This is a genomic window from Kitasatospora sp. NPDC097691 (assembly GCF_040302665.1).
Taxonomy (GTDB): Bacteria; Actinomycetota; Actinomycetes; order Streptomycetales; family Streptomycetaceae; genus Kitasatospora.
Window position 1 is genome coordinate 80,018 of the sequence record NZ_JBEORY010000003.1, and the last position, 15,982, is coordinate 95,999.

A 15,982-nucleotide genomic window follows, 5' to 3' on the forward strand; every position below is an offset into this window, starting at 1 on the left:
GGCCGCAGCGGTTCCCGCTACATCGGGTCCACCGCCCGCAGGTCGCCGTCCAGCTCCAGCCACCTGGTCAGGCCCAGGCCGCGCAGGAACGGCAGGTCGTGGCTGGCCACGATCAGCGCGCCCCGGTAGGCGGCCAGCGCCTGGGTGAGCTGGCGGACGCTGGCGAGGTCCAGGTTGTTGGTCGGCTCGTCGAGCAGCAGCAGCTGCGGCGGCGGGTCGGCCAGCAGCAGGGCGGCCAGCGTCGCGCGGAACCGCTCGCCGCCAGAGAGGGTGGCGGCCGGCTGGTCGGCCCTGGCGCCGCGGAACAGGAAGCGGGCGAGCCGGGCGCGGATCGCGTTGTCCCCGGCGGCGGGGGCGAACAGCTTGACGTTCTCCACCACGCTGCGCTGCTCGTCCAGCAGGTCGAGCCGCTGCGGGAGGTGCCGCAGCGGCACCGGGGTGGTGATCTCTCCTTCCAGCGGGTCGAGTTCGCCCGCGATGGTGCGCAGCAGGGTGGACTTGCCGGCCCCGTTGCGGCCGACCAGCGCGATCCGCTCCGGTCCGCGCAGGTCGAGGTCGGCGGTGCCGCCGTGCGGCAGCCGGACCTTCTGCAGGGTGAGGACGGTGCGGCCGGGCGGGACTTCGGTGCGCGGCAGGTCGATCCGGATCTCGGCGTCGTCGCGCACCGCCTCCTCGGCCACGCTGAGCCGCGCCTTGGCGTCCTCCAGCCGCTCGGTGTGCATGCCCTGGATCCGCCCGGCGGTCTCCTGGCCCTTGCGCTTGAGCATCCCGGCGAAGATGTGCGGGTCGTTGCGGGTGACCGAGCGCTTCCTGCCGTACGCGGCGCTGCGCTCCAGCCGGCTCCGGGCCTCGACCAAGTCCCGCTTCTGGCGCTGGACGTCGGCCTCGGCGCTGCGCAGCAGCCGCTCCGCCGTCTCCTGCTGGGCGGCGAGGGTGCGTTCGTAGTCGGCGAAGTTGCCGCCGTACCAGGTGACTTCGCCGCCCCGGAGGTCGGCGATCTGGTCGACGTGCTGCAGCAGCTCGCGGTCGTGGCTGACGATCAGCATCACGCCGTGCCAGCCGGCCACCGTCTCGTAGAGCCGCTCGCGGGCGGCCCGGTCGAGGTTGTTGGTGGGCTCGTCCAGCAGCAGGACGTCGGGGCGGGCCATCAGCAGGGCGGCCAGCCGCAGCAGCACCGCCTCGCCGCCGGAGAGTTCGCCGGTGGTGCGGTCGAGGCCGAGGCGGCGCAGGCCGAGCCGGTCGAGCGTGGCGCGGGCGCGCTCCTCGACGTCCCAGTCGTCGCCGACGGCGTCGAAGTGGCGCTGGTCGGTGTCGCCGGACTCGATGGCGTGCAGGGCCTCGCGGGCCGCCCGGATGCCGAGCGCCTCGTCCACCCGCAGCGAGGTGTCGAGCGTCAGGCCCTGGGGCAGGTAGCCGAGTTCACCGTCGACCCGGACGGTGCCGCCGGTCGGGGTGAGCTCGCCGGCGATCAGTCGCAGCAGGGTGGACTTGCCGGCGCCGTTGAGCCCGATCAGGCCGGTGCGGCCGGGGCCGACGGCGAGGTGGAAGCCGCTCAGGACGGGCTTGCCGTCGGGCCAGTCGAACGCGAGGTCTGTGCAGAGGACGGCGGTGGTGGGTTGTGCCATGGAGGCCTCCCGGGGGTGGTTGCCGAAGGGGTGATGAGCAACACGGGGAGACACCGCGGGTGCGGAGACCGGTACGGCCGGCAAGGACGAGAGGGGTGGCGTCACACCGACGATCGCAGCGGATCACGGAGGATCACAGGGCATCGATCGTGGAGGATCGCGAATCGCCACCGGGCCGTGACTGAGGTCGCACACTCGCGCACCACGCGGCAACAGTGCCTGCGCGGCGGGGCGGTGTCCCGGAGCCTCAGTAGATCAACGGCCTTCTCCTTGTCTGGTTGACGACCCGGACCACGCTAGGCACGCCCCGGGACACGTGCAACCGATTTTCCGGCCCCGCCTCCTCCGCCCCGACTGCTCCGGCCCGACCCCTCCGACCCGACTCCTCCGGCCCGACTCCTCCGGCCCCAACGGAGGCTCCGTGCCGATCCGGTGCCGATCCGGTGACAGCCTCGTCCCAGTCGGGGGTGGGTGTAAGGAGTTCCTCATCTGCATGGCAGACTCCTCACCTGCCATACCTGCGGCCCCGGGCCGTACCCGAGGAACGGGCCGTATGGCGGTAGTCAACAGGGGGATTTGAACTCATGTCACCGATATCCCGGCCGAGCCGCGCCGTCCTGGGTGCCTCCGTCGCCGCGCTGACCATGGTGGTCGCGACCGCGTGCGGACCGGACAACAGCGACCCGGTGACCGGAGCCCAGACCACGGCTCCCTCGGTCGCGGCGAGCGCCTCCGGCAAGCCGGGCGCGGCACCGATCAAGCTTCCGACGCTCGAAGAGCTGAAGACCTGGAAGCTTGAGGACTGGGACAAGTGGGCCCAGGCGAACGTCATCACCCCGGCGGTCAAGGGCTACTGGACCCTGCAGAAGCTGCTGAACGCCAAGCCGAAGCCGCTGCCGCAGGCCCCGGGTCAGGACCCGACGCAGGCGCCCGCCCAGCCGACCGCACAGCCCACCAGCGCTGCCCCGGCCCCGGCCCAGCCCACCGCCGCGCAGCCGCCGGCCGGCCCGGACCAGCTGCCCGCCGTCGTCCAGGCGAAGCCCGTCGCGCACCCGTTCCCGAAGAACATGCACGTCAACGGCAAGATCTTCTTCAAGGACGGCGACGAGGACTACGTGTGCTCCGGCACCGTCGTCTCCGACCCGGCCAACCCGGGCAAGAGCAACCTGGTGTGGACCGCGAGCCACTGCCTGCACGGCGGCAAGGGCAACAAGTACTACACCGACATCACCTTCGCCCCGGCCTTCAACAGCAACGGCGTGCTGAGCAACGGCAACAAGCAGAAGTCCAAGCTGGACGACGCCGAGCCGTACGGCGAGTGGGGCGCGACCGCCGGCATGGTCTCCCCGCAGTGGACCGGCGAGGCCGACCCGGAGAAGGGCGGCCCGTGGAGCCAGTACGACTTCGGCATCATCAAGGTCGCCAACCCCGACCCGAACGGCAAGTCGCTGGAGGAGACCGTCGGCGGCTCGGTGCCGCTGTGGTTCAACGCCCCGCGTGACCAGATCGCCTCCGTCGCCAACTACGGCTTCCCGGAGGGCAAGCCCTTCGACGGTGTCGAGCTGGAGCACTGCGACGGCGGCAAGCCGTCCAAGAAGACCGGCGAGCCGAGCCGCCCGGCGATGCTGGTGATCGGCTGCAACATGACCGGCGGCAGCAGCGGCGGCGGCTGGTACGCGACCAAGGACGGCAAGCCGGCCCTGGTCAGCGACACCTCCATCGGCAACGGCGCGAACACCTACGAGGCCGGTCCGTACCTGGAGGACGTGGCCCAGCACATGTTCGAGTACTTCTCGAAGAAGGCCAAGTGATCCACGGGGGATGATCCCCCACCGGTCCCGGGGGCCGCGGCTGCCACAGCCGCGGCCCCCGGGCTTTTCCCGTGTGGGCCCCGCTCCTCCTACAATCGGCCCCATCATGAGCGCGACACTCGTAGTCAAGGACCTCAGCGCCGGTCACGGCGAACGCACCCTCTTCTCCGGCCTCGACCTGGTCGTCGCCCCCGGCGACGTGATCGGCCTGGTCGGCGTGAACGGCGCCGGCAAGTCGACCCTGCTCCGGCTGCTGGCGGGCCTGGACGCCCCCGAGGGCGGCTCGCTGCGGCTGAGCCCGGCCAGTGCCAACGTCGGCCACCTCCCGCAGGAGCCGGAGCGGCGCGAGGGCGAGTCGGTGCGCGAGTTCCTGGCCCGCCGCACCGGCGTGGCGGCCGCCCAGGCCGCCCTGGACGAGGCCACCGAGGGCCTGGTCGAGGGCCGCGCGGGCGCCGACGACGCGTACGCGACGAGCCTGGACCGCTGGCTGGACCTCGGCGGCGCCGACCTGGAGGAGCGGGCCGAGGAGGTCGCCGACTCGCTCGGGCTGAAGGTCTCGCTCGACCTGCCGATGACCGCGCTCTCCGGCGGCCAGGCCGCCCGGGCCGGCCTCGCCTCGCTGCTGCTCTCCCGCTACGACGTCTTCCTGCTCGACGAGCCCACCAACGACCTCGACCTGGACGGCCTGGAGCGGCTGGAGGCCTTCGTCAAGGGCCTGCGCGCCGGCACCGTGGTGATCAGCCACGACCGCGAGTTCCTGGCCCGCACCGTGACCAAGGTGCTGGAGCTGGACCTGCACCAGCAGCAGGTCAACCTGTACGGCGGCGGCTACGAGGCGTACCTGGAGGAGCGGGCGGTGGCCCGGCGGCACGCCCGCGAGGAGTACGAGGAGTACGCCGACACCAAGGCCGGCCTGGAGGCCCGCGCCCGGATGCAGCGCGGCTGGATGGAGCACGGCGTGCGCAACGCCCGCCGCAAGTCCTCCGACAACGACAAGATGGGGCGCGCGATGCGCGCCGAGTCCACCGAGAAGCAGGCCTCCAAGGCCCGCCAGACGCAGCGGATGATCGAGCGGCTGGACGTGGTCGAGGAGCCCCGCAAGGAGTGGGAGCTGCGGATGGAGATCGCCACCGCGCCGCGCTCCGGCTCGGTGGTCGCCACCCTGAACGGGGCCACGGTGCGGCGCGGCGACTTCGCCTTCGGCCCGGTGGACCTGCAGATCGACTGGGCCGACCGGGTCGCCATCACGGGCACCAACGGCGCGGGCAAGTCCACGCTGCTGGCCGCCCTGCTCGGCCGGCTCGAACTCGACGGCGGCAGCGCCTCGTTGGGCTCCGGCGTGGTGGTCGGCGAGGTGGACCAGGCCCGCGGACTGTTCCTCGGCGGGGAGCCGCTGGTGGAGGCCTTCTCCGCCGCCGTACCGGAGCTCGCGCCGGAGGACGTGCGCACCCTGCTGGCCAAGTTCGGCCTCAAGGCCGTGCACGTGCTGCGCGCGGCCGAGTCCCTCTCCCCCGGCGAGCGCACCCGGGCCGCGCTGGCGCTGCTGCAGGCCCGCGGGGTCAACCTGCTGGTGCTGGACGAGCCCACCAACCACCTGGACCTGGCCGCGATCGAGCAGTTGGAGTCCGCGCTCGGCTCGTACACCGGCACCCTGCTGCTGGTGACGCACGACCGGCGGATGCTGGACACCGTCGCGGTGAACCGGCGGATCGAGGTCCGCGACGGGCGGGTGCACGAGCTGTAACCGCCGGCTCCGGACGTTGCAGGAGCTGCGGCCGCCCGCCCCGGCGGTGCACGAGCGGTAGCCGCCCGACCGGCGGCGACCTGGCGACCCCTCTCGGGATTGGTCTCTACCTCTTCCCGGAGGGGTCGTCATGTGCTGTGCTGTCGGCCATGGTTGACAGTGCAGAGCGCGCGGAGCGCGCCGCGGCGGGGACGCCCCACCCGACCGTCCCCCTCACCCCCATGACGGTCCCGGCCCACGAGGCCGAGGCCCGCAGCAGGTCCTTCCACGAGGTGATGGCCCGGCGCCGCACCGTCCGCGACTACGCCACCCGCCCGATCCCGGACGGCGTCCTGGAGTGGGCCGTCCGGACCGCGAGCACTGCGCCCAGCGGCGCACACGTCCAGCCCTGGCGGTTCGTGGTGATCACCGACCCGGAACGCAAGCGGCGGCTGCGCGAGGCGGCCGAGGCCGAGGAGCGCGAGTTCTACGCCCGCCGGGCGTCGGCGGAGTGGCTGGCCGCGCTGGCACCGATCGGCACCGACTGGCGCAAGCCGTTCCTGGAGGACGCGCCGGCCGTGATCGTGGTGTTCGAGGTGCACAAGGGGCCCGACTCGCCGCGTCCGTACTACACCAAGGAGTCGGTGGGCATCGCGGTCGGGCTGCTGCTGGCCTCGCTGCACCAGGCCGGGCTGGCCACGCTGACCCACACGCCGAGCCCGATGAGGTTCCTCAACGAGGTGTGCGACCGTCCGGCCGAGGAGCGGGCGGCGTACGTGATCCCGGTCGGCTACCCGGCCGAGGGGGCGCACGTGCCGGACCTGCGGCGTAAGGAGCTCGACGAGGTGATGGTCCGGCTCTGACGCGCCGGGGGCGGCGACCGGGCGCCGGAGGCGCGGCGGCACGCCGGGGGCGCGGCCCGACACCGGGATCCGCGACCCTGCGCGCCCGCCGCCAGGGGGGCCGGGCGGGGGTCGAATGGTGACAGGTCCGGGCCAAGGACATAATCGCCGCCATGAGCCAAGCACAGCCACGGTCCTGTGGCCCGGCCCCGGCCGGGCAGGCACCGACCACCGGACGGGCCCGGACCACCGGACGGGGGCAGGCGGCCGGACGGGGACTGGCGGCCGGCGGGGGGCCGGCGGCCGAGCAGGCGCACGCGGCCGAGCAGGTGCCGACCGCGGCAGAGGTGACCACCGCGGCGCAGGTGACCACCGGGCGGCCGCCCGAGCTGCTGCGGCTGCCCGGCGGCCTCTGGCTGCGCCGACGCCGCAGCACCCACGCGGTGGCGCTGAACCGGGCCGTCCGCGCCAACCTGGACCACCTGCGTCCCTGGCTGGAGTGGGCGGCCGAGGCCCCGACCCGGGCGCGGACCGCCGAGCTCACCCGGGCCGGCTCCGCCGCCTGGGACGCCGGCACCGACTTCATGTACCTGGCCGGCCTGGACGCCGAACCCGGCGAGGTGATCGGCGCCTTCGGCCTGCACGCGCGGATCGGCCCGGGCGCGCTGGAACTCGGGTACTGGGTCGCCGCCGGGCACGTCGGCCGCGGCATCGCCACCACCGCCACCGCCGCGCTGACCGAGGCCGCGCTCGCCCTGCCCGGGATCACCCGGGTGGAGATCCGCTGCGACCGGGCGAACGCCGCCAGCGCGGCCGTCCCGCGCAAGCTCGGCTACCGGCTGGATCGGGTCGCCACGGCCGCCGTCCGGGCGCCGGGCGAGACCGGTCGGCAGCTGGTGTGGGTCACGGAACGGCCCCGGGCCGACCGGGACACCGGCCGGTAGCGCCCGGGTCGGCCGACAGCACCCGGACCCGGCCGCCGCACCGACCGGCCGGTACCGACGGGCCAGTAGCGGCCGATCAGTACCGCCAGATCAGTAGCGGCCGCCGGTCGGCGCCGGCAGCCCGTCCAGCTCGGCGAGGTCGGCCGGCGAGAGCACGACCCCGGCCGCACCCACGTTGTCCACCAGGTAGCGCGGCGTCCTGGTGCCCGGGATCGGGAAGACGTACCGGCCCTGCGCCAGCACCCAGGCCAGCGCCACCTGCGCGGGCGTGGCGCCGATCCGCTCGGCGACCTCCCGGACCTTCGCGACCAGCGCCAGGTTCGCCTTGAGCGCGTCCTGCTGGAAGCGCGGCAGCCGGCGGCGGAAGTCGTCGGCGGGCAGCTCGTCGAAGGAGGAGATGCTGCCGGTGAGGAAGCCGCGGCCGAGCGGGGAGAACGGCAGGAGGGCGATGCCCTGCTCCTCGGTGTACGGCAGGACCTCGGCCAGCGCGTCCCGGGTCCACAGGGACAGTTCGTTCTGCACGGAGGCCACCGGGTGCACCGACTGGGCCCGCTTGATCTCCTCGACGGTCACCTCGGAGAGGCCGATGTGCCGGGCCTTGCCCGCCGCGACGAGCTCGGCGAACGCGCCCCAGGTCTCCTCGATCGGGACCTCCGGGTCGACCCGGTGCAGCTGGTAGAGGTCGACGTGGTCGGTGCCCAGGCGGCGCAGGCTCTCGTCGATCGAGCGGCGCACGTGCTCGGGCCGGCCGTTGCGCTCCATCTGGCCCTCGCCACCCGGGACGATGCCCACCTTGGTGGCCAGGAAGGCGCGCTCCCGGTACGGGCCGGCCAGCGCCGCGCCGACGACCTCCTCGTTGGTGTACGGGCCGTACATGTCGGCGGTGTCGATCAGGCCGACGCCGAGGTCCAGCGCCTGCCGGATCACCCGCACGGAGTTCTCGTCGTCCCGGTTCTGCACGTCGTAGGCCCAGGTCATGCCCATGCAGCCGAGACCGATGACGCCGATCTCCGGGCCGTTGGTACCGAAGGTGGCGTTGCGCATGACGGTGCTCCCATCGTGGTTCGTGTGCCGGCTCACTTCCTTCGTGTGCCGGCTCGCGTGGTTCGCGTGCTGGTCAGCGCGGTGGTGCGGTGATCAACGCCCTCAGCTTTCACCTTGGAGTGCACTCAAGGTCAAGCCCGTTCCGATCCACTCGAGGTCAAGCCCGTTCCGATCCACTCACGGAACCCGCCCGCCAGGACCAGCTCCGCCAACCGGCCGTACCCGCCCGCGCCGGGGTGAGCGCCGTCCGCCGCCCCGGCCTCGGACACCCACACCGGATCGGCCGCCAGCGCCTCGGTGACGTCGACGAACGGGACCTCGAACGCGGCGCAGGTCGCGGCCAGTTGCGGGACGAGGCGCCGCAGCCGGTCGAGGTGCGCCGCTCCGTCGCAGACCACCGGCGGCGGGCCGACCACCAGCGCGCCGAGGCCGAGTTCGCGGGCGCCGTCGAGCAGAACGGCGAGGTTGTGGAGGGTCTTGAGGGGCGGCACGCGCGGCGCGCCGTTCTCCTCCGTCGCGTCGTTGGCGCCGACCGAGAGCACCAGCCGGTTGTCCGCCCCGGGAACGGCCCGCGCCTCGACCTCGGCCTGCCAGCGGCGCCGCACCTGCGCCGAAGTGTCCCGCCGGACCCCGAGGTTGAACGCGGTGGCGCCCGGTGCGGCAGCCTGCAGCACCCGGCCGACCCAGCCGCGGAACTCCGGGTCGCCGAGGCCCTGGACGAAGGAGTCGCCGAGGAAGCAGATCCGGGGGCCGTCGAAGTCTGTTCGTATGGTCATCAGCCCACCGTAGGGGTGCGAGCGGGGCGCACGCTTCCGGTTTCACCACCGGGCCGGGCGAACCGGCCGTCGACACCGTGAGCTTCGCCCCCGGACCTTCCGCCGGGCCATCACGAGTGATGCTCCGTCAAACCGGCGCGCAGGAGCCCGCCCACGGATCTCCCGCACCACCGGGCGCCGCCCGTCCGGTCTTGGCAGGACTCACCGGGACGGTCGACGCTCTGTGCACAGCCGATCATCGGCTCGTCGGTTCACCGTCAGGCTCGTCCGTTCACATCCGACCGGGGAGAAACCCATGCAGCTCTCGCGCACCCGCGTCACCACCGTCGCCCTGCTCGCGGCCGCCGCCACCGCGCTCGCCGTCCCGGCCCAAGCCGCCGGCGGGCACCGCGCACTCAGCCGCTTCGACGACGGCAGCTTCGAGTCGCCCAAGGCCCCGGCGAACTCCTTCACGACCCTGGCCGCCGGCCAGACCATCGGCCCGTGGCGGATCACCGCCGGGAACATCGACCTGATCGGCGCCGGCTTCTGGCAGGCCGCCGAGGGCGACCAGTCCGTCGACCTCAACGGCGGCACCAGCGGCACCATCGCCCAGACCTTCACCACCACCCCCGGCACCACCTACTCGGTGACGTACGCACTGGCCGCCAACCCCGCGGGCGGGCCGGCCGTGAAGACCGGCCGGGCGCTGATCGACGGCCAGGAGTTCCAGGACTTCTCCTTCGACTCCACCGGCAAGACCATGGCCGCAATGGGCTACGTGGGGCGGCAGTTCAGCTTCGTCGCACAGAACTCCTCCACCACCCTGACCTTCACCAGCACCGTGGCGGGGGCGTACGGGCCGGTGCTCGACGACGTGCAGGTGAAGGAGTGCAAGCCGTGCTGCGGCTGACCGGCCGGAGCCCGGAGCGCCACCGGCCCGGCCACCCCGGGGTGCCGCCTTAACCCTCCCTAAAACCTGCCCTCGGTGAGGCGTCCGGCGCCGGGAAGTGCTTGACGTGCACAGCTGGTCTAGTCCAGTTTGATGCTCAGCACCGCGCTCCCCCACGCCGGACCACCCCAGGCTGCCGCCCGCCCGTGTCTCCCCCCTCGCGGCGCGGGCGGCCACCACGTCCCGAGAGGCACCCCCATGCCCAGCGCGCCCCAGCACGCCCCCACGCACCGCCGCCCCGCCGGCCGGACCACCCTGCTGAGCCTCGTCGCCGCCACCGCACTGGCCGCCGGCGGCCTGGCCGTCCTCGCCGGGAACGCCGGCGCCGCCGACGGCAACCTGCTCGCCAACAGCGGCCTGGAGAGCGGCGCGCTCAGCCCCTGGAGCTGTTCCGCCGGCACCGGGAGCGTCGTCAACTCCGGTGCGCACAGCGGGACGTACGCGCTGAAGGGGGCCGCGAGCGCGAGCGACACCGCGCAGTGCGGCCAGACCGTCAGCGTCCAGCCCAACACCCGGTACAGCCTCAGCGCCTGGGTGCAGGGCCAGTACGTCTACCTCGGAGCCACCGGCAGCGGCGTCACCGACCCGGCCACCTGGACCCCGGGCGGCACCGACTGGCAGCAGCTGTCCACCGGTTTCACCACCGGCCCGGCCACCACCAGCGTCACCGTGTACCTGCACGGCTGGTACGGGCAGGGCGGCTACCTCGCCGACGACGTCACGCTGACCGGCCCGGGCGGCGGCAACCCCAGCACCCCGCCACCGACTTCGGGCACGCCGACCCCGACCGGCACACCCACGGGCACCCCCACCGGCACCCCGACCGGCGGCCCGAGCACCCCGCCGCCGAACGTCGCACTACCGGTCGCCCCGTACATCGACATGGGCGCCTGGCCCACCCCGTCCATGCCCGACCTCGCCAAGGCCGGCAACCTCAAGGGCTACACGATGGGCTTCGTCACCGGCGTCGGCTGCAAGGCCAGCTGGTTCAACGCCTACGACCCGCGCACCGGTTGGGCCAAGGACCAGGTCGACGCCCTGCGCGCGGCGGGCGGCGACGTCAAGGTCTCCTTCGGCGGCGCCGGCGGCACCGAACTCGCCGCCGCCTGCGCCTCGGTGGACTCGCTCTTCGCCGAGTACGACGCCGTGGTGAAGGCCTACAACCTGCGCTACGTCGACTTCGACATCGAGGGCGCCGCGATCGCCGACACCGCCGCCAACGACCGCCGCTCCGCCGCGCTCGCCAAGCTGCAGCAGGCCCACCCCGGCCTCAAGGTCTCCTTCACCCTGCCCGTGCTGCCCGAGGGCCTGACCACCGAGGGCGTCGCCATCGTCAAGTCGGCCCGCGACGCCGGGGTGAACACCGACCTGGTCAACATCATGGCGATGGACTACTACCGGAGCGGGACGGACTACGGCAACGCCGCCGTCCAGGCCGCCCAGTCGCTGTTCGGCCAGCTCAAGGCGCTCTACCCGGCGAAGACCGACGCCCAGCTGTGGGCCATGGTCGGTGTCACCCCGATGATCGGCGAGAACGACGACCACCAGATCTACAACCAGGCGGACGCCCAGCAGCTGGTGACCTTCGCCAAGCAGAACCACCTCGGCCTGCTCGCCTTCTGGGACGCCACCCGGGACGCCAACGCCTGCACCGGCGGCTCGCTCTCCAAGTGCACCAACATCCCGCAGCAGCCGTACGAGTTCGCGAAGCTCTTCGCCCAGTACACCGGCTGACAGCGGGTCGTTCGGCGGCCGGCAGCGGATCGGCGGCCGGGTCGCGCCCCTGACCGCGACTGCAGCTGAGGCCCGACGGCGGCTGCGGTCCGACGGCGGCCGAGGCCCGGCCAGGGTCGGCCAGGCCCGGCCAGGGTCGGCCAGGGTCGGCCAGGGTCGGCCAGGGTCGGCCCGAGGAAATTGGCATCTCATCGTCCCGGACCGTCGGCTACTGTCCCTCCCACCTGTACGGCACGAGGGGGCGGACATGACGGTCCGGGACGACCACAACCAGCTCGGCACGATCCATCCGACCAGCGACGCCGCCTGCGCGGCCGGCCTCACCAGCGAGGAACTGGCCGCGTTCAGCCGCACCCTCGGCCGCCTGCGGGCACTCCCCGCCCACGACCACACCCGGCTGCACGCCGAACGGCAGATCAGCTCCTTCGTCATGGAGAGCCGCAAGCGCCGCCGTCAGGAGGCCCGGGAGGCCGTCCGACAGGCCGACGCCGCCCTGCTCGCCACCACCGCGACCGGCAGCCGGCGCCGCCGTGAGGACGCGCCGCTCACACCGCTCACGCCCGGGAGCGGGCCCGTCGGCGAGCTGCGGACCCCACGCAAGTGCTACGTCTGCAAACAGGCCTACCGCCAGGTCGACGGCTTCTACCACATGCTCTGCCCGGACTGCTCGGCCGACAACACCGCACGACGGGCCCTGCGCACCGACCTGCACGGCCGCCGCGCCCTGCTCACCGGCGGTCGGGTGAAGATCGGCTTCCAGCTCGCCCTGATGATGCTGCGCGACGGCGCCGAGCTGATCGTCACCAGCCGCTTCCCACAGGACACCGTCCGACGCTTCCGCGCCGCCGAGGGCAGCGAGCACTGGTGGGAGCGCCTCACCGTGGTCGGCATCGACCTCCGCGACCCGCGCCAAGTCATCGGACTGACCGAGCAGTTGCGTTCGGACGGGCGCCCGCTCGACATCCTGGTCAACAACGCCGCCCAGACGCTGCGCCGCCCTCCCGAGTCGTACGCCCTGCTGGCCGCCGGCGAGCAGGACGCCCTGCCCGCCGCCGACCGCCGGGCGGTCAGCCACGCCCCCGGATTCCGGCCTGCCGCCGGATACGCCCAACTGTCGTCCGGTGCCGGATTGTTGATCGGACTCGGCGGCCTGGGGGAACTGGGCGGACTCGGCCGACCGGGTGAGCTGGGCCAGGCGGGCGAGCCGGGCGGACTGGGCGAGCTGGGCGAGTTGGTCAACCGCGCCGATGAGGCCGGGCTGTTGCCCGACCTCGCCCCCGCCAACTCCTGGTCCGCCACCCTCGGATCACTCGACCCGGCGGAGGTCCTGGAGACCCAGCTGGTCAACGCCCTCGCCCCGGCACTGCTCTGCGACCGACTGCTGCCCCTGCTGCTGGCCTCCCCGCACCCCGCCCGCTACATCGTCAACGTCACGGCGGTGGAGGGCCGGTTCGCCGTCCGCAACAAGACCGCCCGGCACCCGCACACCAACATGGCGAAGGCCGCGCTCAACATGCTCACCCGCACCAGCGCCGCCGAACTCGCCCCCCAGGGCGTGCACATGTGCGCCATCGACACCGGCTGGATCACCGACGAGAACCCGGCTCCCAAGAAGGCCCACCTGGCCGAACGGGGCTTCCGCACGCCGCTCGACATCGTGGACGGCGCGGCCCGCGTCTACGACCCGATCGTGCGGGGCGAGGCGGGGCACCCGGTGTCGGGGGTCTTCCTCAAGGACTACCGGGTCGCGGAGTGGTGACGGGCCGGGCCTCCCGGCCGGCCCGCGCGGTTGCTCAGGTGTCGTAGCAGCCGCACCAGGGCGCGTGGAAACCCAGGCCGTCGGGGTGGAGCTCGGCGGTGAGGCGGTAGGCCCCCTCGTCCTCGTCCTCGTCCCCGTCCCCGTCGTACTCGTCGGCCTCGTCGTCCTCCTCGATGACGAGGCCGAACAGCACGCCGTCGACCCGGACTTCGAAGGGTGCGACAGCGATGTTCCCGTACGCCCGGCCGGGCAGGGCGTCGAGCCACTCGTCCAACAGCTCCCGGGCCTCGGGGCCCGTGCCCGTGGCCCGGATGCGCGAGTCGAGGTGCCGACCCGCAGAGTCGAAGCGGTGCAGCACCGCGTACCACTCCGGCCGGTCGACCGGACCCGTGACGGAGGCGAAGAACTCCCCGCCCTGCCAGCGGCCGATGGTACGGGTGCGCCCTTCCGGCTCGTGCCGGATCGGGATCAGCTCGGGAACGTTCACGGTCGAACCGTACGGGTGACCTGCGACAACGGCCCGGCCGGGGAGCACTCCCCGGCCGGGCCGTACGGCATTCTCAGTGCCGTCGGCGCCCTCGGTGCACTCAGCGCCCGGTGGGCAGGTTGGCGCCGCCGGTGCAGTCGAACACCACGCCCGTCACGAAGGTGTTGGCCGCCAGCATGTGGATCGCCCGGGCGACGTCCTCGGCGCGGCCGACCCGGCCGACCGGGGTGGTCGCGGCCAGGCCCTCGAAGAGCGCGGTGCGCTGCTCGACCGGGACGCGGTCCCACCACGGGGTGTCGATGACGCCGGGCGACACGGCGTTGACCCGCAGCGGGGCGAGCTCGACGGCCAGCGGCGGGACCATCGCCTCCAGCGCGCCGTTGATGGCCGCCAGTCCGGCGGTGCCGGGGATGGCGGCGCGGGCGGAGGCGGCGGTGATCAGGGTGACCGAGCCGTCCGCGCGCAGGTGCGGCAGTGCGGCCTGCAGGACGCGGACCTGCGGCCAGAACTTGGCATCGAAGCCGGTGGCGAGGTCGGCCAGGTCGAGCTGGGCGAACGGGCCGCTGCCGGCCGCGCCGCTGACCGCGACGACCAGGTGGTCCACGGTGCCCTCGTCGGCGAAGAACGCGGCGAGTGCGGCGGGGTCGGTCGCGTCCAGTCGGCGGCCGGTGGTCTTGCCGCCGATCCGGGCGACGGCGGCGTCGAGCCGCTCGCGGTCACGGCCGGTGACCACGACCTCGGCGCCGTCCGCCGCGAAGACGGTCGCGGCTGCCTCGCCGATGCCCGAGCTGCCGCCCATCACGACGACGCGCTGTCCGGCGAAGAGGTTTGACGCAGTGCTCATGGCGGTGGGGCCTTTCGACTTGTCGAGACTGTCGGTTCCGGCATTGATATTTGTCGAGACTGCTAGTCTTGTCAAGCGGGGGGCAAGGAAACGGGGCAGACGAGAGGGAGACCATGAGCGAGACCGAACCCCGGTCGGAACAGGCCGCACCGGCAGTGCGGACACAGCAGCCGGAACGTACGGACCAGACGCCCGAGCAGACCGCGCCCACCCGCCCGCACACCGGACGCCGCCGCAACGAGGCCGCCCACCGGGCGATCCTCGACGCCGCCCTCCACCTGCTCGCCGACTCGGACGGCACCCCCGTCACCATCGACGCCATCGCCCGCACAGCCGGCGTCGGCAAGCAGACCGTCTACCGGTGGTGGCCCTCCAAGGGCGCCGTCCTGCTCGACGCCCTCACCGACCGCGCCGACCAGGACGTCCGCGGCCCCGACACCGGCACCCTGCGCACCGACCTGCGCACCTTCGTCGCCACCACATTCGACGCCGCCCAGCGCAGCACCACCGCCTCCGCCCTGCGCACCCTCGCCCGCGAAGCCGCCCGCGACCCGCACCTCGCCGAACTCATGCAGACCTTCACCGCCACCCGCCGCACCGCCCTGCGCGAACTCCTCTCCCGCGGGCGCGAACGCGGCGAACTCGCCGGGGACGCCGACCTGGAGCTGATCGTGGACCAGGTCTACGGGGTGTTCTGGTACCGCTTCCTCCTCGGGCACGGCCCACTGGACCCGAACACGGCCGAACGCCTCGCCGACTCCCTACTCACCGGAAACGCCGCCGACTGACCCCCACCGCCGGCCCGTCCCCACCCCCGAGCTGCACGGGAAGTCGGCCCGCCCGACTGCCCGTGCAGCACCGCACCCCGCAGCACGCACCGAGCGAGGGGACCACGCCGACGCCACGGGATCAGCCGGACGCGAATATGAAGACCGGTCTACATAAACATCTCGCCCGCAGCAGCAACCGCAACCGCAACCGCAACCGCAACCGCAACCGCACGAGAAGTCGGCCGGCCCGACTTTCTGCGCCAGACCCTCGCCGCAGGGCGTCGCGCCGACGGGAATATGACGACCGGTCTACATAAACATGTCCGCGAGGGTGCCACGCGCACCGAAAGTCGGCCCGCCCGACTTCCTGTGAGGCACCTGCGGCGCGCCGGGGCAAAATATGACGGTCGGTCTACATATTCACCCCGGCCAAGCAGTACACGCGCACAGGAAGTCGAACCAGTCGACTTCTCACGCGCGTCCCGCGACATGCCCGCTCAGAATATGACGGTCGGCCTACATATTCGCCCGGTCCAGCGCTGCACGCGCACAGAAAGTCGGCCTGGTCGACTTCCTGCGCAACGCTCCACGGCAGGCGGGACGGAAGAATATGTCGACCGGTCTACATACTGCTCTCGCTTGCAAAGGCGCCTGCGCGAGAAGTCGGCCGGGCCGACTTCCTGTGCAGGCGC

The 15,982-nt window shown here is 73.0% G+C and carries 13 protein-coding genes; 8 read left to right on the forward strand and 5 right to left on the reverse strand.

The window, feature by feature from the left end:
* Positions 1-17: 17 nt before the first annotated feature.
* The gene (locus ABTY56_RS03100) at positions 18-1,625 is read right to left on the reverse strand and encodes an ABC-F family ATP-binding cassette domain-containing protein (RefSeq protein WP_350625931.1); all 1,608 of its coding nucleotides are present in this window, start codon (positions 1,623-1,625) and stop codon (positions 18-20) included.
* 584 nt (positions 1,626-2,209) lie between these two features.
* Here ABTY56_RS03100 and ABTY56_RS03105 point away from each other — a divergent pair.
* The 4 genes from ABTY56_RS03105 to ABTY56_RS03120 all read left to right on the forward strand — a co-directional run bounded on the left by ABTY56_RS03105 (position 2,210) and on the right by ABTY56_RS03120 (position 6,945).
* The gene (locus ABTY56_RS03105) at positions 2,210-3,436 is read left to right on the forward strand and encodes a trypsin-like serine peptidase (protein WP_350625933.1); all 1,227 of its coding nucleotides are present in this window, start codon (positions 2,210-2,212) and stop codon (positions 3,434-3,436) included.
* A gap of 106 nt (positions 3,437-3,542) precedes the next feature.
* Positions 3,543-5,180, forward strand: a complete 1,638-nt coding sequence (locus tag ABTY56_RS03110) for an ABC-F family ATP-binding cassette domain-containing protein (RefSeq protein WP_350625935.1) — start codon at positions 3,543-3,545, stop codon at positions 5,178-5,180.
* 149 nt (positions 5,181-5,329) lie between these two features.
* Positions 5,330-6,022: a nitroreductase family protein gene (locus tag ABTY56_RS03115; RefSeq protein WP_350625937.1), complete on the forward strand. Its 693-nt coding sequence runs from the start codon at positions 5,330-5,332 to the stop codon at positions 6,020-6,022.
* Positions 6,023-6,174: 152 nt separating this feature from the next.
* Positions 6,175-6,945: a GNAT family N-acetyltransferase gene (locus ABTY56_RS03120; RefSeq protein ID WP_350625939.1), complete on the forward strand. Its 771-nt coding sequence runs from the start codon at positions 6,175-6,177 to the stop codon at positions 6,943-6,945.
* A 90-nt stretch (positions 6,946-7,035) separates the two neighbouring features.
* Here the strand turns inward: ABTY56_RS03120 and ABTY56_RS03125 are convergent, their stop codons facing one another.
* Entirely contained in the window at positions 7,036-7,989 is a 954-nt protein-coding gene (locus tag ABTY56_RS03125; RefSeq protein ID WP_350625940.1) for an aldo/keto reductase, read from the reverse strand.
* A gap of 131 nt (positions 7,990-8,120) precedes the next feature.
* Positions 8,121-8,765 (reverse strand): GDSL-type esterase/lipase family protein, encoded by a 645-nt coding sequence (locus ABTY56_RS03130; RefSeq protein WP_350625942.1) that lies wholly within the window; start codon positions 8,763-8,765, stop codon positions 8,121-8,123.
* A 295-nt stretch (positions 8,766-9,060) separates the two neighbouring features.
* On the opposite strand from ABTY56_RS03130, the gene ABTY56_RS03135 reads away from it, so the two are divergent.
* From ABTY56_RS03135 to ABTY56_RS03145, 3 genes are all read left to right on the forward strand, one after another.
* On the forward strand, positions 9,061-9,657 hold the full coding sequence (locus ABTY56_RS03135; protein WP_350625944.1) for a choice-of-anchor C family protein: 597 nt from the start codon (positions 9,061-9,063) through the stop codon (positions 9,655-9,657).
* A gap of 237 nt (positions 9,658-9,894) precedes the next feature.
* Positions 9,895-11,430, forward strand: coding sequence for a carbohydrate binding domain-containing protein (locus tag ABTY56_RS03140; protein ID WP_350625946.1), 1,536 nt, complete (start codon positions 9,895-9,897; stop codon positions 11,428-11,430).
* Positions 11,431-11,677: 247 nt separating this feature from the next.
* A complete protein-coding gene (locus ABTY56_RS03145; protein ID WP_350625948.1) occupies positions 11,678-13,189 on the forward strand; it encodes an SDR family oxidoreductase in 1,512 nt (503 codons plus the stop codon).
* Between the two features lie 34 nt (positions 13,190-13,223).
* On the opposite strand, the gene ABTY56_RS03150 is transcribed toward ABTY56_RS03145, so the two are convergent.
* Positions 13,224-13,676, reverse strand: a complete 453-nt coding sequence (locus ABTY56_RS03150; protein WP_350625950.1) for a hypothetical protein — start codon at positions 13,674-13,676, stop codon at positions 13,224-13,226.
* Between the two features lie 100 nt (positions 13,677-13,776).
* Positions 13,777-14,520, reverse strand: a complete 744-nt coding sequence (locus tag ABTY56_RS03155) for an SDR family oxidoreductase (RefSeq protein WP_350625952.1) — start codon at positions 14,518-14,520, stop codon at positions 13,777-13,779.
* Between the two features lie 113 nt (positions 14,521-14,633).
* Here ABTY56_RS03155 and ABTY56_RS03160 point away from each other — a divergent pair, with 113 nt between their 5' ends.
* Positions 14,634-15,308 (forward strand): TetR/AcrR family transcriptional regulator, encoded by a 675-nt coding sequence (locus ABTY56_RS03160; RefSeq protein ID WP_350625954.1) that lies wholly within the window; start codon positions 14,634-14,636, stop codon positions 15,306-15,308.
* Positions 15,309-15,982: the final 674 nt, after the last annotated feature.

Excerpts from the sequence above, each read along its gene's own strand:
- ABTY56_RS03140 (WP_350625946.1), top strand. The coding sequence starts at position 9,895 with ATGCCCAGCGCGCCCCAGCACGCCCCCACGCACCGCCGCCCCGCCGGC.
- ABTY56_RS03160 (WP_350625954.1), top strand. The coding sequence starts at position 14,634 with ATGAGCGAGACCGAACCCCGGTCGGAACAGGCCGCACCGGCAGTGCGG.
- ABTY56_RS03100 (WP_350625931.1), bottom strand. The coding sequence starts at position 1,625 with ATGGCACAACCCACCACCGCCGTCCTCTGCACAGACCTCGCGTTCGAC.
- ABTY56_RS03145 (WP_350625948.1), top strand. The coding sequence starts at position 11,678 with ATGACGGTCCGGGACGACCACAACCAGCTCGGCACGATCCATCCGACC.
- ABTY56_RS03105 (WP_350625933.1), top strand. The coding sequence starts at position 2,210 with ATGTCACCGATATCCCGGCCGAGCCGCGCCGTCCTGGGTGCCTCCGTC.
- ABTY56_RS03125 (WP_350625940.1), bottom strand. The coding sequence starts at position 7,989 with ATGCGCAACGCCACCTTCGGTACCAACGGCCCGGAGATCGGCGTCATC.
- ABTY56_RS03155 (WP_350625952.1), bottom strand. The coding sequence starts at position 14,520 with ATGAGCACTGCGTCAAACCTCTTCGCCGGACAGCGCGTCGTCGTGATG.
- ABTY56_RS03115 (WP_350625937.1), top strand. The coding sequence starts at position 5,330 with ATGGTTGACAGTGCAGAGCGCGCGGAGCGCGCCGCGGCGGGGACGCCC.
- ABTY56_RS03120 (WP_350625939.1), top strand. The coding sequence starts at position 6,175 with ATGAGCCAAGCACAGCCACGGTCCTGTGGCCCGGCCCCGGCCGGGCAG.
- ABTY56_RS03130 (WP_350625942.1), bottom strand. The coding sequence starts at position 8,765 with ATGACCATACGAACAGACTTCGACGGCCCCCGGATCTGCTTCCTCGGC.
- ABTY56_RS03135 (WP_350625944.1), top strand. The coding sequence starts at position 9,061 with ATGCAGCTCTCGCGCACCCGCGTCACCACCGTCGCCCTGCTCGCGGCC.
- ABTY56_RS03110 (WP_350625935.1), top strand. The coding sequence starts at position 3,543 with ATGAGCGCGACACTCGTAGTCAAGGACCTCAGCGCCGGTCACGGCGAA.